The 25255-nt window shown below is 44.7% G+C and carries 33 protein-coding genes and 1 riboswitch; of the genes, 26 read left to right on the top strand and 7 right to left on the bottom strand.

Features of this window, described 5'->3' with window-relative positions; genetic code table 11:
- The first annotated feature begins 10 nt into the window (after window positions 1–10).
- The 6 genes from ACXAGL_RS14290 to ACXAGL_RS14315 all read left to right on the top strand — a co-directional run bounded on the left by ACXAGL_RS14290 (window position 11) and on the right by ACXAGL_RS14315 (window position 4396).
- Complete coding sequence (locus ACXAGL_RS14290; protein WP_474991475.1) at window positions 11–967, top strand: SDR family oxidoreductase; 957 nt, start codon at window positions 11–13, stop codon at window positions 965–967.
- 591 nt (window positions 968–1558) lie between these two features.
- Window positions 1559–2173, top strand: coding sequence for a hypothetical protein (locus ACXAGL_RS14295; protein ID WP_474991477.1), 615 nt, complete (start codon window positions 1559–1561; stop codon window positions 2171–2173).
- Window positions 2174–2331: 158 nt separating this feature from the next.
- Window positions 2332–2514 carry a DUF6199 family natural product biosynthesis protein gene (locus ACXAGL_RS14300; RefSeq protein ID WP_474992384.1) on the top strand — a complete coding sequence of 61 codons (183 nt, stop codon included), beginning with the start codon at window positions 2332–2334 and terminating at the stop codon, window positions 2512–2514.
- A gap of 237 nt (window positions 2515–2751) precedes the next feature.
- Window positions 2752–3195, top strand: coding sequence for a hypothetical protein (locus tag ACXAGL_RS14305; RefSeq protein ID WP_474991478.1), 444 nt, complete (start codon window positions 2752–2754; stop codon window positions 3193–3195).
- Between the two features lie 201 nt (window positions 3196–3396).
- A complete protein-coding gene (locus tag ACXAGL_RS14310; RefSeq protein WP_474991480.1) occupies window positions 3397–3774 on the top strand; it encodes a hypothetical protein in 378 nt (125 codons plus the stop codon).
- A 253-nt stretch (window positions 3775–4027) separates the two neighbouring features.
- Window positions 4028–4396, top strand: a complete 369-nt coding sequence (locus ACXAGL_RS14315) for a hypothetical protein (RefSeq protein WP_474991482.1) — start codon at window positions 4028–4030, stop codon at window positions 4394–4396.
- A 415-nt stretch (window positions 4397–4811) separates the two neighbouring features.
- Here ACXAGL_RS14315 and ACXAGL_RS14320 read toward each other — a convergent pair whose 3' ends face one another.
- Window positions 4812–5237 (bottom strand): universal stress protein, encoded by a 426-nt coding sequence (locus tag ACXAGL_RS14320; protein ID WP_474991484.1) that lies wholly within the window; start codon window positions 5235–5237, stop codon window positions 4812–4814.
- 437 nt (window positions 5238–5674) lie between these two features.
- Here ACXAGL_RS14320 and ACXAGL_RS14325 point away from each other — a divergent pair, with 437 nt between their 5' ends.
- From ACXAGL_RS14325 to ACXAGL_RS14335, 3 genes are all read left to right on the top strand, one after another.
- On the top strand, window positions 5675–5926 hold the full coding sequence (locus ACXAGL_RS14325; protein WP_474971753.1) for a hypothetical protein: 252 nt from the start codon (window positions 5675–5677) through the stop codon (window positions 5924–5926).
- Window positions 5927–6148: 222 nt separating this feature from the next.
- Window positions 6149–6310: a hypothetical protein gene (locus ACXAGL_RS14330; RefSeq protein ID WP_474971752.1), complete on the top strand. Its 162-nt coding sequence runs from the start codon at window positions 6149–6151 to the stop codon at window positions 6308–6310.
- A gap of 77 nt (window positions 6311–6387) precedes the next feature.
- Entirely contained in the window at window positions 6388–6546 is a 159-nt protein-coding gene (locus ACXAGL_RS14335; protein WP_474971751.1) for a hypothetical protein, read from the top strand.
- A gap of 1025 nt (window positions 6547–7571) precedes the next feature.
- Here the strand turns inward: ACXAGL_RS14335 and ACXAGL_RS14340 are convergent.
- From ACXAGL_RS14340 to ACXAGL_RS14355, 4 genes are all read right to left on the bottom strand, one after another.
- Window positions 7572–8762: a NupC/NupG family nucleoside CNT transporter gene (locus ACXAGL_RS14340; protein ID WP_474991486.1), complete on the bottom strand. Its 1191-nt coding sequence runs from the start codon at window positions 8760–8762 to the stop codon at window positions 7572–7574.
- Window positions 8763–8883: 121 nt separating this feature from the next.
- A riboswitch (purine riboswitch) is annotated at window positions 8884–8985 on the bottom strand.
- Window positions 8986–9068: 83 nt separating this feature from the next.
- Complete coding sequence (locus ACXAGL_RS14345; RefSeq protein WP_474991488.1) at window positions 9069–9305, bottom strand: hypothetical protein; 237 nt, start codon at window positions 9303–9305, stop codon at window positions 9069–9071.
- Window positions 9302–9802 (bottom strand): RNA polymerase sigma factor, encoded by a 501-nt coding sequence (locus ACXAGL_RS14350; protein WP_474992386.1) that lies wholly within the window; start codon window positions 9800–9802, stop codon window positions 9302–9304. The genes ACXAGL_RS14345 and ACXAGL_RS14350 overlap by 4 nt, the downstream gene beginning before the upstream one ends.
- Window positions 9803–9819: 17 nt before the next feature.
- Window positions 9820–10188, bottom strand: a complete 369-nt coding sequence (locus ACXAGL_RS14355) for a group-specific protein (protein WP_206931945.1) — start codon at window positions 10186–10188, stop codon at window positions 9820–9822.
- Window positions 10189–10319: 131 nt separating this feature from the next.
- Between ACXAGL_RS14355 and ACXAGL_RS14360 the strand changes: the two genes are divergently transcribed.
- From ACXAGL_RS14360 to ACXAGL_RS14390, 7 genes are all read left to right on the top strand, one after another.
- The gene (locus ACXAGL_RS14360; RefSeq protein WP_474991489.1) at window positions 10320–10640 is read left to right on the top strand and encodes a hypothetical protein; all 321 of its coding nucleotides are present in this window, start codon (window positions 10320–10322) and stop codon (window positions 10638–10640) included.
- 136 nt (window positions 10641–10776) lie between these two features.
- Entirely contained in the window at window positions 10777–11484 is a 708-nt protein-coding gene (locus ACXAGL_RS14365) for a MerR family transcriptional regulator (RefSeq protein WP_474991491.1), read from the top strand.
- 108 nt (window positions 11485–11592) lie between these two features.
- Complete coding sequence (locus ACXAGL_RS14370) at window positions 11593–11760, top strand: hypothetical protein (protein ID WP_474968028.1); 168 nt, start codon at window positions 11593–11595, stop codon at window positions 11758–11760.
- A gap of 106 nt (window positions 11761–11866) precedes the next feature.
- On the top strand, window positions 11867–12682 hold the full coding sequence (locus ACXAGL_RS14375) for a lipid II flippase Amj family protein (RefSeq protein ID WP_027953702.1): 816 nt from the start codon (window positions 11867–11869) through the stop codon (window positions 12680–12682).
- Between the two features lie 18 nt (window positions 12683–12700).
- Complete coding sequence (locus ACXAGL_RS14380) at window positions 12701–13144, top strand: GNAT family N-acetyltransferase (RefSeq protein WP_474991493.1); 444 nt, start codon at window positions 12701–12703, stop codon at window positions 13142–13144.
- A gap of 493 nt (window positions 13145–13637) precedes the next feature.
- Window positions 13638–14690, top strand: a complete 1053-nt coding sequence (locus ACXAGL_RS14385) for a DUF2332 domain-containing protein (protein ID WP_474991495.1) — start codon at window positions 13638–13640, stop codon at window positions 14688–14690.
- Window positions 14687–15217 (top strand): GNAT family N-acetyltransferase, encoded by a 531-nt coding sequence (locus tag ACXAGL_RS14390; protein ID WP_474968032.1) that lies wholly within the window; start codon window positions 14687–14689, stop codon window positions 15215–15217. The genes ACXAGL_RS14385 and ACXAGL_RS14390 overlap by 4 nt, the downstream gene beginning before the upstream one ends.
- Before the next feature lie 39 nt (window positions 15218–15256).
- Here the strand turns inward: ACXAGL_RS14390 and ACXAGL_RS14395 are convergent, their stop codons facing one another.
- The gene (locus tag ACXAGL_RS14395) at window positions 15257–15439 is read right to left on the bottom strand and encodes a hypothetical protein (protein WP_474991497.1); all 183 of its coding nucleotides are present in this window, start codon (window positions 15437–15439) and stop codon (window positions 15257–15259) included.
- A 191-nt stretch (window positions 15440–15630) separates the two neighbouring features.
- On the opposite strand from ACXAGL_RS14395, the gene ACXAGL_RS14400 reads away from it, so the two are divergent.
- The 9 genes from ACXAGL_RS14400 (at window position 15631) to ACXAGL_RS14440 (ending at window position 23245) form a co-directional block, all read left to right on the top strand.
- Window positions 15631–15864: a hypothetical protein gene (locus ACXAGL_RS14400; protein ID WP_474968034.1), complete on the top strand. Its 234-nt coding sequence runs from the start codon at window positions 15631–15633 to the stop codon at window positions 15862–15864.
- Window positions 15865–16436: 572 nt separating this feature from the next.
- Complete coding sequence (locus ACXAGL_RS14405) at window positions 16437–17969, top strand: glycosyltransferase family 2 protein (RefSeq protein WP_474968035.1); 1533 nt, start codon at window positions 16437–16439, stop codon at window positions 17967–17969.
- A gap of 27 nt (window positions 17970–17996) precedes the next feature.
- A complete protein-coding gene (gene galU, locus ACXAGL_RS14410) occupies window positions 17997–18896 on the top strand; it encodes a UTP--glucose-1-phosphate uridylyltransferase GalU (protein ID WP_474991498.1) in 900 nt (299 codons plus the stop codon).
- 154 nt (window positions 18897–19050) lie between these two features.
- A complete protein-coding gene (locus ACXAGL_RS14415) occupies window positions 19051–19212 on the top strand; it encodes a hypothetical protein (protein ID WP_474968037.1) in 162 nt (53 codons plus the stop codon).
- Between the two features lie 96 nt (window positions 19213–19308).
- Complete coding sequence (locus tag ACXAGL_RS14420; RefSeq protein ID WP_474991500.1) at window positions 19309–19494, top strand: hypothetical protein; 186 nt, start codon at window positions 19309–19311, stop codon at window positions 19492–19494.
- 188 nt (window positions 19495–19682) lie between these two features.
- Entirely contained in the window at window positions 19683–20033 is a 351-nt protein-coding gene (locus tag ACXAGL_RS14425) for a DUF4181 domain-containing protein (RefSeq protein ID WP_474991502.1), read from the top strand.
- Between the two features lie 21 nt (window positions 20034–20054).
- Window positions 20055–21323 carry an amidohydrolase family protein gene (locus ACXAGL_RS14430; protein WP_474991504.1) on the top strand — a complete coding sequence of 423 codons (1269 nt, stop codon included), beginning with the start codon at window positions 20055–20057 and terminating at the stop codon, window positions 21321–21323.
- Entirely contained in the window at window positions 21323–22843 is a 1521-nt protein-coding gene (locus ACXAGL_RS14435) for an HAD-IA family hydrolase (RefSeq protein ID WP_474991506.1), read from the top strand. The genes ACXAGL_RS14430 and ACXAGL_RS14435 overlap by 1 nt, the downstream gene beginning before the upstream one ends.
- A 21-nt stretch (window positions 22844–22864) precedes the next feature.
- Window positions 22865–23245: an avidin-fold protein gene (locus ACXAGL_RS14440; RefSeq protein ID WP_474991508.1), complete on the top strand. Its 381-nt coding sequence runs from the start codon at window positions 22865–22867 to the stop codon at window positions 23243–23245.
- Between the two features lie 61 nt (window positions 23246–23306).
- Here ACXAGL_RS14440 and ACXAGL_RS14445 read toward each other — a convergent pair whose 3' ends face one another.
- On the bottom strand, window positions 23307–24176 hold the full coding sequence (locus ACXAGL_RS14445; RefSeq protein WP_474991510.1) for an SDR family oxidoreductase: 870 nt from the start codon (window positions 24174–24176) through the stop codon (window positions 23307–23309).
- An 87-nt stretch (window positions 24177–24263) separates the two neighbouring features.
- On the opposite strand from ACXAGL_RS14445, the gene ACXAGL_RS14450 reads away from it, so the two are divergent.
- Window positions 24264–25226 (top strand): helix-turn-helix transcriptional regulator, encoded by a 963-nt coding sequence (locus ACXAGL_RS14450; RefSeq protein ID WP_474991512.1) that lies wholly within the window; start codon window positions 24264–24266, stop codon window positions 25224–25226.
- Window positions 25227–25255 lie beyond the last annotated feature (29 nt).

The raw sequence follows: 25255 nt of genomic DNA on the forward strand, positions 1-25255 counted from the left end.
AGCTAGAATAATGGCAAATAACAAAAGAGTGAATAAAAAGAAATTTGGAACAAAAGGTTGGACACCCGAGCGACTCGCCTCATTAGAAGGTAAAACGTACGTGATCACCGGCGCCACAAGTGGTGCGGGATTAGAAGCAGCACGGGTGTTTCTATCCAAAGGTGCAAAAGTGGTGATGTTGAATCGAAATGTTGAAAAGTCAAAGGATACACTGACATCTTTAAAACAAGAATTTGGAAGAAATGCTGAGGTGTCTTTTGTCCGTATGGACTTAGCCGTGCAAAGTTCTGTGCGTGAAGCAGCTGCGGAGGTAATAGAAAATGTCCCTCATATCGATGCTCTTATCTGTAATGCCGCGATTGCTCAGGTGGCAAAACAAGAGATTACAGTGGATGGCCATGAAAGCCAGCTAGGTGTGAACCATTTTGGTCATTTTCTACTGTGTGGACTACTTTTTGACCGTATTGATGAATCTAAAGGACGCATCGTCGTCGTGGGTAGTAATGGATATAAAATGGGAGAGAAGAGGATTAGGTTCGAAGATATTAACTTTGATAATAATTATACCCCATGGGCTTCCTATGCTCAGAGCAAGTTAGCACAGATGATGTTTGCCTACGAGTTACAACGCCGGATAAAGGCTTCGAGTAAAAGTGTTCAGGTACAGGTTTGTCATCCAGGAGCCTCTCGAACGAATTTGATACAGGAAACAGCTGGTCCTTTCCAAAAGAGACTATGGTCTGTACTTTCCGTCTTTGCGCAATCTGCGGAGAGGGGATCTTGGCCCGAAGTTATGTGTGCAACAGAAAAAGGGTTGGAAGATGAGAAGTATTATGGTCCTACTAGATTTGAGATGGTCGGCCCGGTTGGTGAATGTTCGTTAGAGTCATTTGCCTTGAACAAAGAAATGTCAGCCAAATTATGGGTACTATCTGAACAGGAGACATCTCTGAGCTGGCAGATCTAGCTTGACAGATTCTTCAACGATATACCAAGGATGATAAAAAGGGTATTATGGGATCATTGATTTGGTGAGGGGATTAATAATAACTATATCTCGATTTTGAATCTTAAACAAAAGAGGGCGAGTATTCACTATGAATAGTCGCTCTTTATTTTATAGGATAAGTTAACTGGAGAGTATGGGCGACTATTTACTTTAGCTGGAGGAAATGGTTATTCATCATTATATTCAATAAGAACATGTGATGAAAGAAAAGGAGAAGTATTAGGTAACCCTGACGCTAAGTACTATAATACGTTTGATACTTATCATGAAGATTTTTTAAAGATGATAGTTTCATCGATGATAAAGAATAATAATAAACGTTGAGTCAGAGTGTGTGAAGCTTATCTCGATATCGAGTCTCCAAGTAACAAGGGCAATTCTTTAACAGAAGAATTGCCCCCTTAACGTTTTGGGCAGGTTGGTGGAAGACTCAGTCCGGTTTTTAAGACTTTATTTCTAGGAAATCATAATTATGCTACGCTAGTTATTGCCACTATATTGAGTAATAAGGCAATCTAAATATGGATAATTTGAAATGGGGTGGAGATATTGAAACTTGAAACACTACTATACATATTTTTATCTAGCTCATTACTATTGCTAACGGCTTGTAATGATGTTGAAACAAGCAATGATAGGACCTCAGAAGAAGAGAATGAAACTGAGGAGATAGAGAAAACGGGTGATAATAATTCTGAGGAAGATAATATTTTTTCTTTAGGAGATTTTGAAGTTGTAAACTCAAAAACAGAATTAGGAACTGTTATATCTGGTCCTATAACTATAGAAATGCTTGGGGTTTCGGTACAGGAAGGAGAAATGAAGAATATACTTACTGATGAACTTCCAGATGGTGAAGTTACGTTTATCAGGTTGGATTTTATAGTTACTTCAGAAGAGGATAATTTAACCTTTGATGGGAAACATCTCCCGATAAAAATAAATTCTGAAGAAGAATGGATTGAACCAAACCTATTGAAGAGTGGTAACTTATCTTTTGGTTATAGGGGTGCTGGGGAATACCGGGCTTTCGCCTCTTATTTATTAGACGATTTGAATGCTGAGGAAGTAAAAAACATAACTTTCCAAATGGAAGCACCAAGAGATGAAAATAACGAGCGATTAGGTGAGGATAAAAGCATCAAGATAGATTTAAGTAAGTAAGAGTATTGGTTCGATTTATATATTGTTATGACCAAACACCTTGAAATCAAGTCTTATAAAAAAGGGTCAATTATTCAATAAGAATATTGTTCTGTATAAGGTTTAGGTAGTACGAGGAGAAGAATGTAAAGAAGAGGTGATTTTCAATATTTATAAGCATTTTATTCTTATTAATGGGTGTTTGGGGGATATCTTCACCATATTCCTGGTGGTTAATCGGAGAAAGTTGGAAATCTAAGCGTGCAGATGGACCTTCTACATTTTTTACATGGTCTACAAGAATCATCGGGATAGTCTTTGTTTTAATAGGAATTAGCGGAATTTTTGGTACCCTAATTTAACCTAGCTGATAAATTAAGTAAAAGAACTTCAATGGTTTATCTCAATTTCGAGTCTTACGTAAAGTGGGGGGGCGATTGTTTAATAAAAGCAGTCGCTTTTTAACTGACGCAATAGAATAATTCAGCAAGATAAAGAACAAATAGTACGAAAAGGAAGGGTTTACAATGCGAAGAATTTTTGATGTCACACAACTAGTTCTTCTCCGTTTTTTAACGAGGCTCATGTTAAAAAGGAAGATGTACAAAGAACCAATTAAAGTAATAAGGAAATTCCAAGAACGTTTTGTTAGTAAAGGGTACTTGAATGCTGACTTGTCAAAAGGGCCAGAAACACCCAAATATTCAATTATTGATGGTTTGGTTTCTGCATTTGAGTTCCTACGTCATCATCGTAATGAAGATGATTTTTATCTTCAGGTCGCTAAAAAGTGGGTTGGTGATTTATATAGCAGCAATCACAGAATATCTTTATTATTCGTTATATTCTATGGGGTGATTTTATTACATGTTTTCATAGACCAATCTTTCATTACAATACCAGGGGAGCTAATGTTCGTAGGGCTCTTTGTATTACCTTTATTAGGATTCATTAGCGCCATAGGAGGGAGAGGGTGGAAAAGGTTAATGTTAATGTTAATCAACATTTTTGTTTTTACATATTCCATAATAATTGTAGCTTAGTGATATAAAAGGAAATAATACAATCACATGTTCAGCTATCCGTGCGCGTTACATGAAAATCTGCTTCAATATCATGAAATCAAGTCTTATAGAAACGGGGCGATTGTTCAATTAACGATCGCTTATTTATTTTAACTAATCGAGTTACATGGATCAAAGCCTAGCTTTAAACAATTAAATTTACTCATAAGGAGGTTTCTTTTGAAAAAAAAGACATTAGCGCAAATATTAATATTCATTATAGCTGGATTACTTTTTATTTTTTCAATTGACTTACCAGTGTTAGGTTTTAAAAAATTAGAGTATATAAAGGAATCCTCCACTTATCGAATTATTAGTTATAACTGGTATGGTAAGGAAATCAATGAACAACCTTTTAAAGGTGCCCCTTCAGAAATGCTTGACATTGTTCAGAAGCAGGATAGATTACAAAAAATACAGGGTACCATAGTTGTTTTTGCACTTTTAACCTTAGCTGCTTGGATATTCAAGGAAAAAAAGGTTTATCTATATGGGAGCGCTCTAACCTTCTTAATATTAATTCTTATCGATGTAACCCTGGTCCATATGTATAATTAGGCATCGAACTTAAATATGTGGTTAATAAAATATCTAAATATGTCTCAATATCGAGTCTTCCTGAAAATGGGGCAGTTATTTATGAAGAATCATCGTTTGTCTGAGCATTCAGGTATTATTTAATAAACACTAGTGTATGATAATGGAATTTTATAAATCTGCACTTTTTACTAGATTAGTAGTCCAATCTATTTCTCTACTTCATCATAAATTATAATAATGCACTATATCTTTTATGAGAGGAAGAGTTATTTTGGCTGAATGTCTTTCAAGTAATATCCCGCGTACGGTTAAAGTTAACAAACAGCAAGCATTCAATGTTTGTGCTTTAACTACAGGCGATCCCGAATTAGAATCGAGAGTTATTGTTACTTTAGGGAACCCGTCGCAAAAAGAAGATTTTGATTTAGTTATTTTTATTGGGGGCGCCTTTTTACCAGTAGAGTTTAATGAATATGGAGTTTTTATTTTCGAAGAACCTATGTTAAACAGCTGTGCCTTGTTATTCATCACGTTTAAAGAAAAAGGAGAGTATCTTTTTGAACTAGATTTAGTTCAAGACGAAGGGAATTTACCTCTTGCTAATCTATCTCTGGAAGTTACAGCTGTTAAGGGAGAGTAATATTCTTAGATAAATTCAATGATTTATTTCCAAGCTTTTCAATATCGTGATAAGCAATAGGCATCTTGAATGCGAGTTTAAACGGGAGCGATTATTCATCATGAATAATCGCTCTTTTTCAGTTGCTGTGTTATTTTATTTTGAGGCAAACGTCCTTATCAAAGAAGAGGATTTGAATACTCCTTCGATCAATCGACAGTACCACCCAAGCTAATGAATACACCAAGTGGGGAGCACAGAGACCTCCGAAAAGATGATGCCATCACAGATTACCGTTGGGAATAATGGAATACCTGGTTTCTCTAACAATCTAATGACCGTATGATGACTCATTTGAATTAAATCCTGTACAGTTGACGGACATCATTGGTATCGAAGTTTTCAAAAGCTGAATTTGACTTCTAAACATTATCAATCATTTAACCATAGTCACTGGACATGAAGCTACATGTAAGACGTTAAAACTTACACTTCCCAGTATTTTACTCTTTATAGCACCTAAACCTCGTGAACCCATTACGATACTATATACTTTCGATTCTTTTGCTTCTTTCGCAATTTCATAGTCTGGTGAACCAATTCTTATTTTTGTGTGTACAGTTACCTCTTGATTCTCAATGACATTTAGTGCTTCATCCATTACTTCTTTCGCATTTTCTTGCTGGTACCTACGCACTTGTTCTTTGCTTACAAAGCGGTTAATGTTAGGAGAATTGTAATTATATTGAACATTTAAAAGAAGAAGTTCAGCATCAATTGCTTTAGCTATCTCAATTGCATGTTTCAAAGCTCTTAACGAAAAATCTGAACCATCAATTGGAACTAAAATTTTTTTTGACATTAACATTCGCTCCTTTAGAGGAATTTATTAACAATATCATTTACCAACCCGGAGAAAGCGCTTTCAGTTATTCTAATGAAATAGCTTCATCCATACGGCTATTCATTGAACCTTTGACTAATTCGATTTGCTAATGTATCCCTTAAGTTTATTTTATCAGATTTTTTCTTACATAATAACTTTTATATTGGAGGGAGCAGGAAACAAAACTAAGCTAAAAGGTGCGATAATAGAAGGTCTACTGAGCTGCCGAATTAGGCTGATCCAATTCATGATTTTCACAGCTTTCTCTTCAATATCTCGATTGTAAGTCTACGGAAATGGGGACAACTCCTTAACAAAAGAATTGTCCCTTTATTACGTGAAAGATTCTTTCCTAAAAGCATAGAGCTACATGCAATATTTTCAAATCATTCACGTCATGAGGAGGGGGAAGTGTGAGAAGGAAGTTAGGAATAATTTCTCCTGTTTTATTTTTGGTAAGCCTAGCTGCATACATAACGACGCTGTCAGGGAATGACGCTTTTCTTTTTGCTGGTGTAGTGATTGCTGTATTAGGGTTGGTATTTGCCATGTTCTCTGAAAAAGGAACATACAGAAAGATCGGAATCTTTGGCAATGGATTAATTATCTTAGCGACAATAATTATCCCCTTTATAGTTACTACATTTTTTTGGAACACGCCCTGAATCTGAATGGAGAAGGAAACTATCTTGAAATCAAGTCTACCATAATGGGGGGGGCATTTCTTTAATAGAAGAATTGCCTCTTTCTTAATGTTTTGGGCAGGTTTGTGTAAGGGTCAGTTTCTAAATAGTTTCGTTGTGTTTGATTGAAACTTCTAATAAAAAGAATCGTATAGATATGTAAATGAGCACTGTTTAGTAGTTTTATTATTAGGAGGACAAAGAATGAAGCAATTTGTGTATAGAGTGGAAGATATCAAAGTGCAGTTAAAAGCAAATAAGGAATTCAGTGAAGTGATGGAAGAAAAGTTGAATTCCCTGGGGGAGGATGGTTGGGAACTAGCTGGAGTCAATGGAACAGTTTTTTATTTTAAGAAAGAAAAGTGAGTGTATAAACATTTTATGGCGATTGTTGTATGATAACTAGCGGTTTTTAAATGAAAAATTTTCAGGAGGAATATTTAATGGATGTACTTATGCCAACATTATTGCTGTTTTTCCCTATTATAGTACTGGCGTTCTTAATTAGGTGGGTACGTTTAATAAAGGAAAATAGTGATATGCTGGTTGAACAAAATAAAAGGATCATATCACTCTTAGATAAAGCAGAAAATGAAAAGTGATTGTGGCTTCACGAATGAATGAGGAAGGATTTGCATTTAGTGAGATCTTAAGAATTGAAGGTACGCCAAATTTTTTAATCTGCATCCATCCCAATGTTAGGAATAGGATTATTGATGTTAATCATATCAAATTCCTTTATTGAGGAACGTTTAGATATATATAAATTCAGGATAGCAAAAGACGGCAGATCTCGAAAATGAGTGTTCAAGTATGAGGGAGTTGCTGAGTAACGTGCCCTCCTTATTACATAATGCGTAATTTATTGAGTTCATGTTTCTCGTTAATGGGGGCAATTTTGAAAGAAAGGAGTTATTCGGAATGTCTTTTATAGTGCCTGGAGCTATATCCGCTCATTATTGCAGTCTTATCTTCTCGGTATAAAAATAAAGACAAACAAGACAAAGGATTTAAACTGAATTATTTTGCACTTTCTTACAGAAGGAAATTGATAAGAACCGTCATTATTACTTCAGTGGTCATTTTCTCAGCCTTTATTCTTTATTACTCTTCAACATTTACGACAATGGCGAAAATACTGTTTATCCTAATATTGCTTATGGTTTTGGTCCTTCAACTGATCTATAACTTTTATATGTGGAAGAAAAAAGAAGCGTGAAGATTTATAATTGATCAATAGGCTCTGGAAAAGCTTATTCGTAGTATTTGGGTATTTAACTGGCATTTGGAGGTGAATGATGGACTTTTTTGGTTGGAAGATAGAGGTGAAAGAAAGTTTTAAAACCGTAGACCTTGAGAACAAAAAGAATTGCTATTCTTACAGCTGAAGATGATGACATTCATATGGCTTTGGAATTTGATGATAATGATCATTTAGTTTTGAACCCAAGGTGGAATATCAGCATTACTATCTTAGGGGAAAAGCATTTAAAAATAACTACAAATTCATAATGAAATATTTCATGTATCGGGTGTGTTCATTGCAAGATGCCAGATTTCTCCCGAACTTGAGTCTTAAACAAGTCATAAAGAAAGCACGCCCCGTGAATTCCGGGCGTGCTTTCTTTTATAAGAACATGGACACAAATACAGCTGTGATGAAGCTGGCAAGCGTCCCGCCTATGATCGCTTTCAAGCCTAGACGGGCAACCTGAGACTGCTTCTCCGGAGCCAGCGACCCGAGCCCGACAATCAGCTGGCCGATCGAGGATAAGTTGGCAAAGTTACAGAGAGCCACAGACATGACGGCCATCGTCATCGGAGAAAGATCCCCGGACATCTGCTTCAGGTTGGAGTAGGCGAGAAACTCATTGGCCGCAAGCTTCGTTCCAATCAGGGAAGCCGCCTGGAAGGCATCGGAAAAAGGGATGCCGATAACGACTGCGAATGGATAAAAGAGATAGCCGAAAATGGTGGATAAATCTGTTCCGATCAATCCCAACCCACCATTGACCAACGCAATGACACTGATAAAAGCGATCATCAATCCTCCGATGCTGGCTGCAAGCTTTACTCCGTTGACCGCACCGTCTGAGATCGCTTCAAAGACGTTCGCCTGTCCGGACTTTTCGAGCGACACAGTTTCGTTCAGCTCAGAGGTTTCTGTTTCCGGCTCCAACAGCTTGGCCATGACAAGAGAAACGAAGGGAACGCTGAAAATGGCAATCAATAGATACGTTAAATCAATGCCCATTTCTACATAGCCGACGAGGATCGCCCCGCTGGCAGAGGCTGTTCCGCCGACCATAATCGCAAAGGTTTCAGACTTTGTCATACGGCTCAAGTATGGCTTCACCAGGAGAGGTGCCTCTGCTACTCCTAAAAAAGTATTCCCAACCGCGCTGAATGATTCGACTTTTGAGGTTTTCAACAGCTTTCCAACGATCGTGCCGAGGAACTTCACTATAACCGGCAGGATGCGGAGGTAGTATAAACCGGAAATCAAGGCGGAAATAAAGATCAGCGCCCCTAAGACATGGATGGCAAACACGAAGGTAACGCCTGTTTCCACAAGCAGTGGTCCAAAGACGAAATCAATGCCGGCCGAGCTGTAATCAATGATGTGCTGGATGAAAAGAGCGGCCTTTTTCAAAGCGGTTTGACCGAAAGAAATGTTCAGCATCGTGTAAACGAACAGCCCTTCGATTAATAAGCCGGTCAGGATAGTGCGCCACTTAATGTTTTTTCTGCTGCTGCTCAACAGCCACCCGAGTCCAATAAGGGCAGCGAGCGAGAGTAGTCCGGTGATGATCTGCATGATGAAATCCTCCCTGAAAATGACGGATCCCTTAAGGAGATTAGACGTCAGACAACAAAAAAGGCCTCTTTCCTATATAAAGAAGGAAAGAGGCCTGGGAATCCAGCTGTGCATAGATGATCCCCGTCTGTTCTTTCCTTATAGTCCGGCTCTTTACGGCAGCCGGGTAGAAACTTGCGGACCATATTTCCGCATGTATATAAGGAATCCGTTTGAAATGATATGTCTCGCATTCTAGCAGAATCAGAGAATACGAACAATGGATATCCGGGAAGTTGTAAAATTGAAAACTTTCAATCCGTCGTCCTAAAACAAGAGTGCAGTTACAGGTACAGCCGCGGCTGCGAGGACAGGGATGACGGATGTCAAAGAAAAGCTCGGGCGGGCCGGGGCGAGAAAATCAACCGGGTTATCCGCTGGTGAAGCGAGGTAGTGGACGAGCCGGCTCCAGCGGCTCTTTTTTCGTGGGATATTTGGAACATCGACGTCGTATTCGGCCAGCTTTCGGGCAAGTTCTGTGTGATCATGCGTGTTATTTTTCACAGGTCTTCCACCTCCAGATGCGTTTTTAGAGTTTGAATGGCTTGGTGAAGTCTTGATTTTACCGTCCCTAAGGGGATGTGAAGGATGGCGGCGATCTCTTTTTGAGGAAGGTCATGGTAGTAGTAAAGGAGAATCACAGCCCTCTGCAGATCTGGAAGTTCGCTGACTGCCTGCTGGACCGTAAGCTTTTCGGCAGGGTGCAGTGAACTTTCCTGTGAGGGAACTAAAAAGGGCAGCAGGCTCCGCCACTTTTTTCTCCGGTTCAATTTATTAACCATCAAACGGTAGGCGATCTGAAACAAGTAGGACTTCAAGGCTCCCTTGGAAGAATCATACTGGTGCTTATGTGTCTGCAGGCGGAGAAATGTATCCTGGACGATATCGACGCTGAATGGTTCATCTCTCGTATAACGGTAAATAAACGAATACAATGGCCCGTGAAAGGCGGTATAAATCTGTTCGAAGGCTTCTTCATTCCCACGCTGCCAGGCTTCCATGACGGCTTCCGCCTGGTTCACGAAGCTTCACCCATCCGGGCACGGACAGACTTCAACGTCCGGCTGAGGCGGCTGAATAAATAAAGGAAAACGACAATCGTCCACGCCTGTGCCTGATTCGTAAAAAACTGCACATAAGGATTTTCAACGGTCGCGCCTGAACTGATCATCACGTTGAGAACCTGTACACAGATGATCGTATAAACCGCCAAAACGACAGTTAAGGTATCAAAAACATTCCAGCGTAAAAAGAGCTCCGTTTTTTTGTAATCAATTTTCCCGTTGCTGCGGACGATGTACTTCTTTTCCATCGGAATCGTGACAGACAGTATGACCACCAACCAGACAAACATGATACCCATCGAAATGATAAAACCGATGCCCATTCCAAATCCTCCTTTGATCTCTTCTAACAACTATACCAATGAGGAAGGAGAAAAGTTCGCGCGAAAAGGAAAAAATTGTTTTATTTTTCGCCTTCTGAAATAATTGAAGAAATATCGAGAGGGGGAAGGAAATGAGAGAATGCAGACAGGCTTTTTTTAAGCAGGACTTTGTGATGTCCTATGAAACAACCAAATCCATGGAGTTCGAACAACGCGGCACAGGTGAAGTCATCTATTTATTGATGAATAAGGAGATTACGATTGTGAGGGACCCGGACAGGGTGGAGGAAAGGGCCGAGTGGCTGCCCGTCCATAATACATCGCTCCGCCGGTTCCGTAAAAAAACGAACCTGGGACAGACGCCTACCTCCTATGGATACCCGGTCACATTCAGCAGTGCAGAGGATTTGAGTACATACTTGGAAACAGAGATTCATCACCCGGTGCGGTAAAAATCCTGCGATTTAATACTTCCGTAAACCACAAAGGGCCTTCATCCATGTATAATAGAGGAAGAGAGAAAACGGGAACAGTGCCTTTGTTTCCGGTCGTTCTTGGACAATACTGGAGAAGAAAAGGAGGCCCTGCATGCGACACGATATACAACCGAATGAGCGCGCTTTTTCAACGAAGGAAGTGGCTGAAGAAGTAGGGATCGCAACTACTACTGTTCGTCGTTATGGGCAGATTCTTGAACGGAACGGATACGAGTTCTTTAAAGATGGTGACAGGCGGATCTTCGTCGCCTCGGATATAGAAGCCTTAAAGGAAATCCGCGATACGGACCTGCCACAGGATGAACAGGCAAGAATCGTCGTGGAGGAACAGAAGGAGAAATTGAAGGGATACACAGAAACGGCGCTGACTGTATCGGATACATATTCCTCTGCTCTTGGAAATCCCGGTCAAACTGAGGAGCTCCTCAAACTGCTGGCTGGAGAGCTTGCCGCCTCAAGGGAAATGAACGTCCAGCTCAAGCAGGATATGGCCGAGCTGAAAAACACCGTCTCCCGTCTGCAGCAGGATCACCACGTCATCAGTTCAGGTGTCGGCAACTTTTCACAGAAAACCCATACGAAGCTTGACCGGATGATGGAGGATCAGAAGCAGCAGTATGAAGAGATGCTGGAGAGAGAAAAGGAAAAAAGCGATCTGTTGAAAAAAGAGCTTCAGACGATGCGTGCGGAACAAAAGCAGGAGTGGCAGGCGCAGAATGATTTCAACCGTCGTCTGGAAGTCACCGTAAAAAATACCAAAGGTCCTTGGGAAAAGCTGTTTTCCCTGTTTCGAAAATAAATCGAGCGGGAACGCTCTTTAACGTAAAGAAGGCGCAGCAGTTTTTTGTGAAGGATAGCAATGCCGAGCTGCACGTAACAGGTTTTGGACAATAAAAGGGGGATCTCATTGATTGAAAATCTTCTTTGGGGCGGTACGCTGCTCCTCGTCGTGATGTTGATGGTGTTTGTGGACATTAAAAGGGAAGGGCACCACAGAAGCCATCCCAGCCGCCTGCAGATTCCCGAAGACCCGCCGGAACAGAGTCCGATTAGAAAAGGAAGGACCCGGAACTGACAAGAAAACCTGTTGAAAAAAGATGCATCTCCAGCTGAGATGTTTCTTTTTTTATGGTCAAGCCCGTTCGAAAGGTTCGCATGTCAACAAAAAGGATGGTTGTCGAATGGAAGTGTTCACGGAGAAAGTGCTCTACATAGCTTTGTTCATTTTAGTCATCCATACCATTGAAACGCTGGCCTACGCAGTGCGGATGTCAGGGGCAAGAGTGGGGCGGATCGCCTCGGCTCTTGCCTTGTTTAATTTGATGGTCATCGTTTCCAGGATGGCCAATATGATGCAGCAGCCGTTTACCGGCAGTTTGATTGATGCTGCGCCGGTTGAGAATACGCTGGCTTTTGTTGAAGATCAATATCGAATCATCATCGGAGCGTCGACGGTGGGGACACTGGCCGGCATTGTGCTGTTACCTACGTTTATTGCTTTATTTTCACGAGCCATCGTCCATTTATCCAACAATGGCGGATCTGTTCCGGTGCTGTTAAAGACGTTTACAACGAAGGATTATTTCAAGCGGGGCCTGCATCTTTTCGCGCTTCCAAAGCGGAGTTACTTAAAGGGCTTTTCGTTATCCAACATTCCGAAGCGCTTGTTTTTCGTCAATATGCTGGTGACCTCCATTTATACGATTGGAGTCCTTTCTGCACTTTATGCCGCGCTTCTGGCTCCGGACAGAGCTTCAACAGCAATCATGGCATCCGGTTTGATCAACGGTGTGGCGACCATTCTGCTTGTCGTGTTTGTGGATCCGAAAATTTCAGTGATGGCGGATGATGTCATCCAAAAGCGCGGAAGCTACAGCCAGCTGAAGAACGTATCCCTGCTTATGATTACATCCCGGCTGCTTGGAACACTGCTTGCCCAGCTGCTGTTTATTCCGGGAGCTCATTACATTGCCTGGTTTACGAAGTTTATCGTTTAATATAAAGGAGAGAATGGAATGATGTTTACATTTGTCCCTCTGACTATGGACCTGGTGGATGAGATTGACACCTGGGATTACGAAGGGTTCGTCGAGCAAGTAATGATGATCCCGTATTATGAATCGTACAACAGAGACGGAATGCTGAAGGGCCCTGGCGGCTGTGATGGTTATGCCGCTCTTTTCGATGGAAAAACGGTGGGGTTGTTCGAGTTTACTCAAAAGAAGGAGTTCCTGGAAATCGGACTCGCCCTGAAGCCTGAGTGGATCGGGCGGGGATTTGGAGAGACCTTCGTCCGTGAAGGGATCGCTTTTGGTGTTCGACAGTATGAGGGGATCAGTTCAATTATCCTCACTGTTTCCGTGGAAAATGAACCCGCAGTGACGGTCTATAAGAAAGCGGGTTTTTCCATTGTACGTGAACAGGCCGGGGAAGTGGAGATGGAGAAGGTCATGAATTAAACACCCGCCCTTATGTACTGGTGGTACCTTCAGGTGCTCCGACGATTCCCTTTCCGCGGACGAACGTCCGAGCCTCCTCGGGAAAACCACCCTGTGGGGTCTCGTCCGTCCGTTTTTCCGCAGGAGTGGAATCGTCTGCGCACCTTCTGGAATATAAATAGACTCCCTTGCACTCACTCTCAGCCGTAAGAACCTTGAGGAATGCCCCTTTGTTTAATAGATGTCATTCATCAAGGTCTCTTTATATGGCGGTCACGTTCCGCTTATCGGTGGTGACGCCCGCGGCAAGCATCCACCGATAAGCGGAACGTGACCACTTCAACAACCTGATGGCAGCTGCAGCTATTGATATGATATTGCGTTTAGTATGCCGTTAGCCTTTTCCTTTGTTAACACTGTTTTCTTAACTTTTCAACATCAAACGCTTTCATGTGAAAAGTGGGTATAACCTTATGCTAAGATAGTATAAAAGAGTGAAAACGTAGAGAGGAGAATGGCTGTGTCATCCATGTCTGAACGTTTCTATCAGTTTGCTGAGGAGGAGTGTAACGGGTCAAGTCCACTGTACCAGCACCTGGCTGAACAGATTGCTGAAGACAAAGAAATCCTTCAGCTGGCAGCACAGGCTCCCGCTGGACAGCCTGTGCCAAACCTGCTGCTGGGGGCTGTACATTACCTTTTAATGATAAGGAATGAGCATCCGCTGCACTCCTTTTATCCGACTTTTACAAATGTTCCCAAGCCGAAAGAGCAGGCGTATCCGGTTTTTCGGGAATTTGTTTTTTTATATGAACATGACATACAAAAGCTCATGCAGGAGAAGCGTGTGCAGACGAATGAAGTACGCCGGTGTGCCTACCTTTACCCTGTCTTCTGCCACATCGCAGCCCGTACGAACCGTCCGCTCGGCCTGATCGAAATCGGCACGAGTGCGGGACTGCAGCTGCTTGTTGACCGCTATTCGTACAGCTACGGCAGGGATACGATCTATGGTTCGGCCCGTTCCCAGCTGCATCTGAAGTCCGAGGTCCGTCATGGTAAGCTGCCGGGCTTTATTCAACAGCCGCCGGTCATGAAAGAAAGAATCGGTGTGGATCTTCACATCTGTGATGTGACCCATGAGGAGACGATGCTGTGGTTGAAGGCGCTCATCTGGCCGGAACATAAAGAAAGGCGTGAAAATCTGGAACAAGCCGTGCAGGAGCTGCGGCTGAACCCACCGGATTTCTACGAGGGAGATGGGGTAGAGGTACTTCCTGAACTGGCTCAACGTATACCACAAAATCGGGTGCTCTGCATCTTCCACACCCATGTGGCCAATCAGATGACGGGTGAAGTCAAAGCACGACTTCATGAGCATCTTGTGGACATCAGCCGTACCCGCCCTGTGTTTCATATCTATAACCATATGAAGGACGAAAATCTTCATATGGATGTTTATGAGAACGGGAGAATTGAAACCCATACCATTGGAGCGACAGACGGCCACGGCCGCTGGTTCGACTGGTTTCTTGAAGAACCCGTTCCAGAAAGGACAAAACAATGACGACGACTTTTGATAGGTTAACGGTTCCCACCGAGGAGCACGTCGCGGCCTTCAACCGCTGGAACAATGATGAGAAGCTGATCCCGCTGATCCGTCCCAACAAAAATGCCGAAGAGCTGTCCGGCCGAAGCTCTATGACACTGGCGGACTTGGAAAAACGCTTGAGCGACCATACGATTTTTCTGATCTATGAGGATGGAAAGCTTGTCGGCGAGGTGAATTACATGATTGACCCTCCACACCTTTTCAAAAAAACACCCCGGTCGGCGTGGATCGGCATTACAATCGGTGAACCTGAAGGGCGTGGAAAGGGGATTGGTGTTCTCGCCATGGCTCATATAGAGGAAAAAATCAAGGAAGCTGGGTTGAAGAGGATTGAACTTGGCGTATTTGAATACAATACAAGAGCCCGGCGGCTGTACGAAAAAATGGGCTACAGTGAACTGACGCAGCAGGCTGATTTCACGTACTGGCAGGGCCGGATGTGGGCAGACGTGCGGATGGAGAAGCAGATCATTCATATATAGGAGAAGTTGAGAAAGGAGCGGCCTGTCGGCAGCTCCTTTCTATATCTCACTCTTCTGTTTCTTTGAAAAAAACGTGTACACAACATAAGCGATAACAGCCACGATCCCGATGTTTTTGAACGTCGTATATCCAATGTCACCTTGAACGATCTCAAACACAATAAACCCAAGTATAACCAATCCTCCGAGCGCTATAAGGATGGCTTTCGTTTTCTTTTTCATAATATCCTCCCTTTCCTTTTCTTCTCCACTACCCTTTCTGGTGAGTGATAAACAGAAATTGGAAAGCGGGGAATATCCGTTCTTGTGGGATCCTTTTCTGATAATTTGCGATTTTTCTGAAAAAAAGGATTGCCAGGATGTGAAGAATTTGGCATAATTATTCTCGTCATTACATTTCAGGGGGTGGAAGGGTGGAACAGATAGTAGCCATTTGGAAAGATGAGAAGAATGGGCTCGGCATTATTGAGGTGAAAGATCAAGTGTTTGGTTCATCATTTCACCCGGTCTGTTATCAGAAAGAAAGCGAAGGAAAGTATTCCATTATCAATGGTTTGTGGTATACGACCTATCACGGTGCCCGCCAGTATTTCCGTGCGAAAACAAACCCTTATAGTGGGTACGGACGTATGCGCAAAATCCAGTAGCTCTTCCTTTAGGGAAGCAAAGCTGTAAAGGGAAACATAGATGAGGAAGCACGTCCGGAAGAATAGCTGGACGCAGCCGGTGCACGCTTGGGATTACATAGGTAAGTCCGGCTGAAAGAGCTTCTTTTTCTTCCTGAAAGCTGGAACACGTCATGTGCAGCTCAAATCATCCGCTTCATCAGCAGTCCTTGATCATCCGTGAAAACGAAGGGCTGAGACGAAGGCTGATGACCTCTGCTTTTTTGTCAGACCTATGGAAGGAACCTGGCCTTATAGGATTGTATTTTAGTTATGAACGAACCCCGGTGGATGCACCGGGGTATTTTTTATGCATCAAAAGAATTAGTTCGTTTGTTCTAAATACGTGAAATTAGTTAAAAATGGGAGGGAAATTGAAAAAAACATTGGTTTTTGGTTCGTTATAAAGGAATACCCGTGAATATAGAACTTTTCTATTTGAAAAAAGCATTTTATAATGAACACAATCATTCGTTAAAAAGAACGAAAAAGAACGAGACGTTCTGCTGAGAGTGTCCTACAGGACTGCGGAGCGAACCAATGGAGGTAATCGAATGGAAAATGTGGTATCCATCCCGTCTGTTCAGGATGACCGGCCGACGCTGAATATCCACGGCGTCAAACATACGTACATGAAACCGAGAATTACAGCATTCATTCCCGCCCACAATGAAGAAAAGTCCATCCGCGACTGCCTGGCCGGCCTCGGTGATCAGACGCTGCCAAAGGACGTGGAGCTTGATGTTATTGTCATCGCCGACAACTGTACAGACCGGACAGAGGAAGTTGCGCTCGCTGCAGGGGAAGAATTCAACCTGAACTTGAAAGTGTTGACGACCGTCAATAACAAGCAGCGCAAAGTAGGCGCCTTAAACGCTGCCTGGAAGAGCATCTACGGTGATCCTCTGGACCTCTACGATAAGAAACCGAGTGTTTATGAGGAGTTTTACAAAACCTCGGTCAAGGCGATCCTCGGGATGGATGCCGACAGCCGCCTTGCCCCGGATGCTTTGACGCAGCTCTGGGAAGGCTTGATGAGCGCCCGGAACATCGGCGGGGTGATGGCGAAGTATACGATGCGGATGCCGAAAAAGAAAAGCCTGATTTCTAAAGATGATGTTCATTATGAAGAAATGATTGCAAGCGGCCAATATGGCGGTCCGATCACGCGTTGGTGGACCCATCAGCAGAAGCAGGACATGGCAAGCTGGCTGCTCGATCTTCAGTACCGGGGTGGAAGCACCTATGTTCTCGGTGGGCAGGCAACGTTGTTCCGGCCGGAAGCTCTCCAGGATATTATTGAGGAAAACAAACTCGATGGCCCGTGGCAGGATGAAAGTGATGTGGAAGATATGCTGTTAACCTGGCAGATCCAGAAAAAATGGAAAACACTTATCAGCCCCAAAGCCCGCTGCTTCGTAGACTCGATGCGTTCCTACCACACCTTCCGTCAGCAGCGGAACAAATGGCAGGGGGGGACGGTCGAACTTCTGACCAACAGCGACATCGGCGTGAAATCGAAACACCGTTCGAAAATCTGGCGTTCCCAGATTAAAACCTTCATCGATTTGATGATCCGTCTGTTGTTCATCAGCCTTCTGACCGTATCGGTGGCAACCGATCAATTCTTCTGGGCGTGGATCTGGCTGACCCCGATCATCCTTGCTTCTGTCCTGAATACGATTCTTGCCTTGAAAACACCGATGCACCGACCCATTGACGTGATTCTCGCCGGGTTATTGATCAGTCCTGAGATGTATTTGTGGGTCAACTTTGTGACCTTTTCCCATGTCTGGCTGGGCAAGCTTTCCGCCCATAAAAAAGATGGGTGGGCGATCCAGTACAGTGCGGAAAGAGGAACAACACGGAGTAAACTGGCGGAAGGTTTGGTCGGCATCGCAGCCGCTGTCGGAGTGCTCGTTTATCTCGCCTTCCATTACCGTGACTTCCTGACAAGTACCCCTGTACAGGAAGCGGTATACCCTTATCTCGACACCGGCTGGGTGATCTTAACCGTACTTACCATCTATACCTCATTGTTGATGGCGTACCAAATCTGGACGCTTCGTGGAAGACATACAGCATAACCACTTGAAATAAAGGAGGACATTAGGATGAAAGTGAAAAAAGCGATTATTCCAGCAGCGGGTTTTGGAACGAGGTTTCTTCCAGCTACGAAAGCGCAGCCGAAGGAAATGCTGCCGATTGTCGACAAGCCGACCATCCAATACATTGTAGAAGAAGCCATTCAAGCGGGTATCGAAGAAATCATTATTGTGACAGGAAAAGGGAAGCGGTCGATCGAGGATCATTTTGACACGGCCTTCGAATTGGAAAAAACGCTGCTGGATAAAGGCAAGCAGAAACTGCTGGATCAAGTCCGTTACACGACCAACCTCGCTGATATCCATTACATTCGGCAGAAAGAGCAGAAGGGACTGGGTCATGCGGTCTGGTGTGCCCGCCACTTCATCGGGGACGAGCCGTTCGCTGTGCTTCTCGGTGACGATATTATGCGCAGTGCAAGACCGGGCATCCGCCAGCTGATGGATATTTATGAAGAAACACAGTCCCCTGTTATCGGTGTGAAAGCTGTACCTATGGAAGAGACCCATAAATACGGGATCATCCAGCCGGCTGCCCAGCAAGGACGGTGGTATGACGTGGAAGGCTTTGTTGAAAAGCCGAAACCGGGAACGGCTCCGTCCAATATGGCGATCATCGGCCGCTACGTCCTGACACCTGAAATATTCGCCTTCCTGGACCGCCTCGAAATCGGAGCGGGTGGGGAAATCCAACTGACGGACGCCATTGACCGGCTGAATACCATCCACTCTGTCCATGCCTGGGAGATGGAAGGGCGCCGCTATGATGTAGGGGAGAAACTGGGGTTTGTCCAGACCACGATTGATCTTGCTCTTGAACGTGAGGAGCTTCAAGAAGACCTGTATGAGTATATGAAAAAAGTGGTCGAAAACTATGAAACCATGCGGATGAAAACACAGATTTCGTAAATAAGAACCGTTTCTGTCTGTTCACAGACAGAGACGGTTTTTTAGATGGTCGCTTAACATGCGTATGGAAATGACGCCCCGGACCATGGCTGATCCATGTTACGATGGAAACAGGCTGGAAAATGTAGATAATTCTTATAAGGAGAGAGGGAACATGGACAACTCATACGCCGTTGGGTGGGGAACACTCGCCTTGATCAACGCCGGCCTCGCTCAGGGGAAAAATCGGACAGGATTGAACTGGTTTTTGTTATCGCTCCTCTTAGGTCCGCTGGCGACATTGGTTCTTTTATTCGTGGAAAAAAGGGGCGGGTGATCTTAAAAAGGCAGGTCGGCTTCTGTTCGGAATGGACGACATACATACAAAGAAAGATAACCTGATGATGAAAAGAAAGATGGAGGGACATATGTTGTGATTGTCGGACGGATTGTATTTGTTTTAGGATTGTTTTTTGTGTTTTTTAGTGCGGTCGCTGCGATTGTGATGCTTTTTTCAGACGGGGGAGGATCCGTCCTTCCGTGGTTTGGTCTGTTGAATGGATTCACAGCCATGGGCGTCGGCGACCTTGTGATCAAAGCGAATCAGACGGTGGAGTAGGTGATGATGATGGGTGGATTTTTGGTCCTTGCAGGCTTAGTTTTGTTGTTATATGTCGTCTTTACGGTAAGTTATATGGATAAAAAGATGAGCAAGCAGGAGAGGGATATAGAGGAAGTGAAATCTCTTTTAAAAGTAGTGATAAAGGAGCAGCGGAGTAAGGAGAATACAGGAAAGGAATGAATGCTGTGAATCTATGGATTTTTATCGTTAGCGGGATTGTACTTGTCATTGCCATGGATTTTGTGTTGAAAAAGATGCTGGGGATAAAGAAGACCCAGCATATCCATGAAACATCAGGAAAAAAAGCTTATCAATGGGTGAGAGGTGGGGTGGCCGTTGTTTTTGTAAGTCTGCTCTGGCTTGTGCTCTCCTTGGATTCCACCTTTTATCTAAGGGTATTCTGGGTCAGCTTTCTTGTTATCATGACAGGCATTGAGGTTTGGTTTGAATACCGATACATCAAAGCATCCAGGCAGTTTATCAAAACACTCGCCCTCGGGTCGGTGTTGATCTCTTTTGCCCTGTTCATCCATTAAATAGGAAAGGCGGGAAAGAAGATGAAGCTTGAAAATGCCGTTTTTTTGAATGCGGAAGGGTATTTAGAAAGGGGCGGTTTTCGCATTGTGAACGGGAAAATCACCTTTCAACCTGACGCTCAGGAGGAAGAAGTAATGGATTGTGAGGAGTACATCATTGTGCCTGGATTAGTGAATGCCCACTTTCACAGCTATTCCCCTTTAACAGCCGGGTTGATGAAAGAGATGGCTATTCAGGACTGGGCTGGGGATTCTGACCAGGGCCGCATCCAGCAGCTGTTTTTTGATTATCTGGATCATTATATGTCCCGGGAGCTTTTCTATAAGGTGGCGCAGAAGAGTTACATCGAAATGGTGAAAAGCGGGATAACCTTCGTGAGCGACTCGGATCCAGGCCCATCTCCGTGGCAGCTGAGTGAAGCGGTGAACGGCCTCGGGATCAGGGGAATCGTAGATACATATGAAGAAATCGGGGAGTATCATAACAACATCAACGGACGAGTGATGTTCGGAACGCACTTGCTGGAAGAGGAAGACCTGACCCAAGAGGAACTGCTGAAGCTGCAAGATGAGAACGAAGCGTACAAGGCGGTCCGGATGACCCACTGCATGGAAAACAAGTGGCGCCACAACCTTGTTTACGAGGCGTTCGGCCGGTCCAGCGTCGAGCTCTATCAGGAGCGCGGCCTGTTGGATGAGGAGACCGTCCTTTTTCACGGCGTCTATCTATCAGAAAGAGATATTGAAATCATTGCAGATCAGGAAAGTTCCGTTGTGCACTGTCCGTTATCCAACCTCGACACCGGGGCAGGGGTGGCGGATGTTCCTCTTATGATTGAAAAAGGGGTGAACGTCTCTCTCGGCACCGATTTCGTCCACACGAATATGTGGGACCTTATGAAGATGGTGTATTACGGATTGAAAATCCACCAGCCGGTCGACCGCTTTTCCGCCGTAGACGTGTGGAAGATGGCAACAGAGAACGGCGCGGCCGCGTATGGAATGCAGGATAGGCTGGGCCGGATCGAAGAAGGCTTTGAAGCGGATCTTGTGTTCATCAGAAAAAATGAATATACAAACACTTTTTTTGAGAACGAACAATTTTCCACTGCTCTGCACAACCTGCTGTTCCAAGTGAGGGACGAGGATGTGGCGCACGTCATGGTCGAGGGGGACTGGGTGATGAAAGATAGAAGGATGATGAACATCGATGAAAAGGAAATCAACGAGGCGTTCTCCAAAGCGTTGAAGGGGTTTCAGGAATATGTGAACGAGCGGAGGGATGGCTGATGCAGGCAGTCCTGTTTGATCTGGATGGCACGCTGCTTGACCGGGACGCTTCTGTACGGATGTTTATCACCGGGCAGTATGAGAGATGGCAGGAGGCGCTCAGCATCATACCTAAAGAAACCTACGTGCAGCGGTTTATCGAACTGGATGACCACGGATACGTTTGGAAAGATGTTGTCTATCAGCAGCTGATCGAGGAATTTGATATCAAAGGTGCAGCGTGGGAAGAACTGCTGGACGACTATTTGAAACATCTTCAAGATTCTTGTGTACCCTTTCCTTTTCTCATCGAACTGTTAGATGGGCTGCAAGGCAATGGGTGGAAGCTCGGAATCCTGACAAATGGACGCCATCCCTTTCAAATGGACAACATCCAGGCACTCGGAATCGATACTTATATAAAGGACATTCTTATCTCCGAATCTGAAGGCGTAAAAAAGCCTGATGCAGCCATTTTTCAAAGGGCAGCCCGCCGTCTGGGAGTGCCGGTGGAATCCTGTGTATTTGTTGGCGATCATCCGGAAAAAGATGTCCAGGCAGCAGCAAAAGCCGGCATGAAAACCGTTTGGAAGAAGAACCCGCTTTGGAAAACAGCAGAAGCTGATGCTGTGATTACCGGATTAGAGGAAATTCCTGTAGTGCTGCGTAACTTACAGAAAAAAGAGAAAGCGGACATCATTCAAGGGCACTGTCCCGGTCTGTCTGTGCATGCTATGGAAAAATATGAGCTTGGTCAGAACAATGACGTCTACGTCATCAATGGGAAGTATGTGTTCCGCTTTCCGAAATACAAGGAAGGGGTTCAGAAGCTCATTCAGGAAACGCGTGTCCTTGATCATATCCAAGGGAAGCTCCCTCTTCCTATTCCTGAACCTGCATACAGGTTTTTGGATAATCAGGCGCCGGAGAATATTTTTTCGGGCGTCCGGTGGATCGAAGGAGAGCCGTTGTGGCCTGCGGATATGGAAAGACTGGAGGAGTCGTTGCAGAAACACATCGCAGGACAGTTGTCCTCGTTCCTCTATAGACTTCACAACATACCGACCGATCGTAGGACAGTGGAGAAGACGACAGCGGCACAGATAAAAGCTGGCCTTGAAACGTTATATGCAGACATCCAGCACCGATTGTTTCCTTTCATGTGCGGCTCTTCCAGGATAGAGGTGAAAGATACGTTCGAAACTTTTTTTGAGCAGGAACGGTTTACGTTTTCCACGACGCTTATTCACGGAGATTTCGGTCCGTCCAACCTGCTCTGGGATAAAGAGGGCAGGCAGGTCACAGGTGTGATAGACTTCGGTGAAACAGGCATCGGCGATCCTGCCTATGATTTTGCAGGTCTTCTGGCCGGCTACGGCGAAGCTTTTGTTAAAGAGGCATGGTCTCTGTATCCAGGCGGGGCGCAGATGTTTGAGCGTGCCCATTTCTATAAACAGACGTTTGCTTTGCAGGAGGCGCTCTACGGTCTGAACTATGGGGACAGGGCGGCTTTTGAAAGCGGAATGAGCAGGTATCAGTGATGGGAAAAGGAGGGGAATGCATTGGTCAACTATCATAACCGTACGTTTGTATCCGTTGAAAACAGCCCAGGTGGAGAAGTTTCGTCCAAAACGCAGTTTACGTATTACCAGGAGGGCCGCATCCTTTATGCGGATTATGCAGGTGGAGATATTATCAAAGGGCGCCTGATTGGCCTTGTCCATGACGATGATACGCTTGAATTCAGATACAACCATATCAACACCGATCATGAAATCAGGGGAGGAAAGTGCCGGTCTGTGCCGCACATCAACGAAGACGGACAGCTGGAGCTGCATGAACTATGGCAGTGGATGGACGAGGAACAGACAACGGGCTCGTCCATCATTAAAGAGGTCGAGTCACGGGAACTGCACCGCACATTTAAAGAGAAGAACCTGTAAATGCACCATCCAGAGTAAGAAAGAAGGCACGATCACCGACAGATCGGGATCGTGCCTTTTTTTATTCCTTTACATACTTTTCAAAGTGCCGGCCCCAGTGCGGCTGAGTGCCGTCCGCATCCTTAAATCCATAAACGTCGGTGAGGCCCCATGTACTCAGTGCCTGTCCGTTAAACCGGGCGGCATCCGGATCGAGTACGAGATGTTTCAACGCTTCTCCAATGTAAGCCGGCGATTCTGAGGCGATGAAGTGGGGGTCTACCTCGGCGCCCTCCTTCCAGTTTTCCTCTGTCACACCAAAGTGTTCCAGCATCGCTTCGGAACGGAGGAATCCCGGTGTCAACGAAACAGCGGTAATGCCAAAGCCTTTCAAGTCCTCCGCCATCGCTGCGGCCATGTGGATATTCGAGACTTTGGCAAGGCTGTAATAGAAACTGCCGCGGTAATTGTAGTCGGTGCCATCCGTTATTTCTACAATCAAACCGGAGCGGTTCTTTTTCATCAGCGGTACAGCATGATGTGCCGTAATGATGTGAGCCTTCACAGCCTGATTCAGGAGCTGCAGCCCTTTGGTCATATCATGTTCCGCGATATCTTTGCCCCATTCAGTCAGCGGGTCCCCGCCCCAGATATCATTGACGAGGATGTCGAGTTTTCCGTCTTGTTCCTCTTCAATCTTTTGAAAAAGTTTTTGAACATCTTCTTCTTTCGTGTGGTCGACTTTGACCGGGATGCCTGTCCCGCCGGCTTTTGTAACAAGTTCCGCACTTTCTTCAATCGTTTCCTTCCGTTCCATCGGGGACTGTTCTTCTCTTGTCGTCCGTCCGGTGACGTAAACGACAGCTCCGGCTTCTCCGAGCTTGACAGCCATTGCTCTGCCGGCGCCTCTTGTGGCTCCTGCGACAACTGCGATTGTATTGTTCAGGGTCATGGAATCATCCTTTCTTTTGCGTTATCTTTATCCTATCTTTAAAGTATGACAAAGAGTGTCATACTTTAAAAAGGGAGGGATTTTTTTATGAAAGCGGAACGATTGATAAAAATCCTTCTGCTTCTCCAGCATGGACAGACGGTGACGACGCGACGGATGGCTGAGGAGCTGGAAGTATCAGAACGGACCATCCACCGTGATATGGAATCCTTGAGTGCTGCCGGACTTCCGGTGTATGCAGAGAAAGGAAGAGCGGGGGGATGGAGACTCGTCGATCATTGGAAACAGAAGCTCAGCTGGCTGAAGGAACAGGAGATGCTGGCTTTATTTCTTCCACCCGCAGATAAAATCATACAGGATCTCCACATGGATGATGGCGGGGACGACCGGATGCAGAAGCTGCTTTTATCACTGCCGGAACAATCCAGGGAGATGGCGCGGAATGTATGGTCCCGGATATATGTAGATATGGGAACATGGAAAGACCGGGGGGAGGAGACAGGTCCTTCTCTGGATATGTTGAAAAAAGCGGTCATGGAGGAGAAAAGGGTTCAAATGATTTACGAAAAAGCTGATGGAACGGTGACAGAGGGAACCATCTGCCCGCTCGGTCTGATTGCCAAGGCGAACCAATGGTACGTGGCTGCGCTGAATGATCAGGGAGAGTACCGGAACTATAAACACGCGCGGATCCGAACGGTAACTGAAACAGAAGAAACGTTCGAAAGACCTGTGGACTTTCATCTGCCTTCCTATTGGGAAGCGTCTAAAAAACAGTTCACACGCAACCTTCCCAAGTATCCTGTTATACTCCGCGTTTCACCGGAGGCCTACCGCCGCATCTTTTTTACTCCGCGTTTTGTCACACCGGATGGAGAAGGACGTTTAGAGGCTGATGGCTGGGTGGAGCAGTCCCTGCTGTTCAACACAGAAGAAGAAGCGGTCGGTTTTGTCACAGGCTTCGGCAGTCAAGTGAAGGTGATAGAGCCTAAAGCGCTCATTGAAAAGATTAAAGCAAAAGCACAGGGCCTTCTGGACCTTTATCAATGAATCTCAGGAAAGGCATGAACCCTCCCGTT

The organism is Halobacillus sp. ABA4_118, assembly GCF_056160205.1.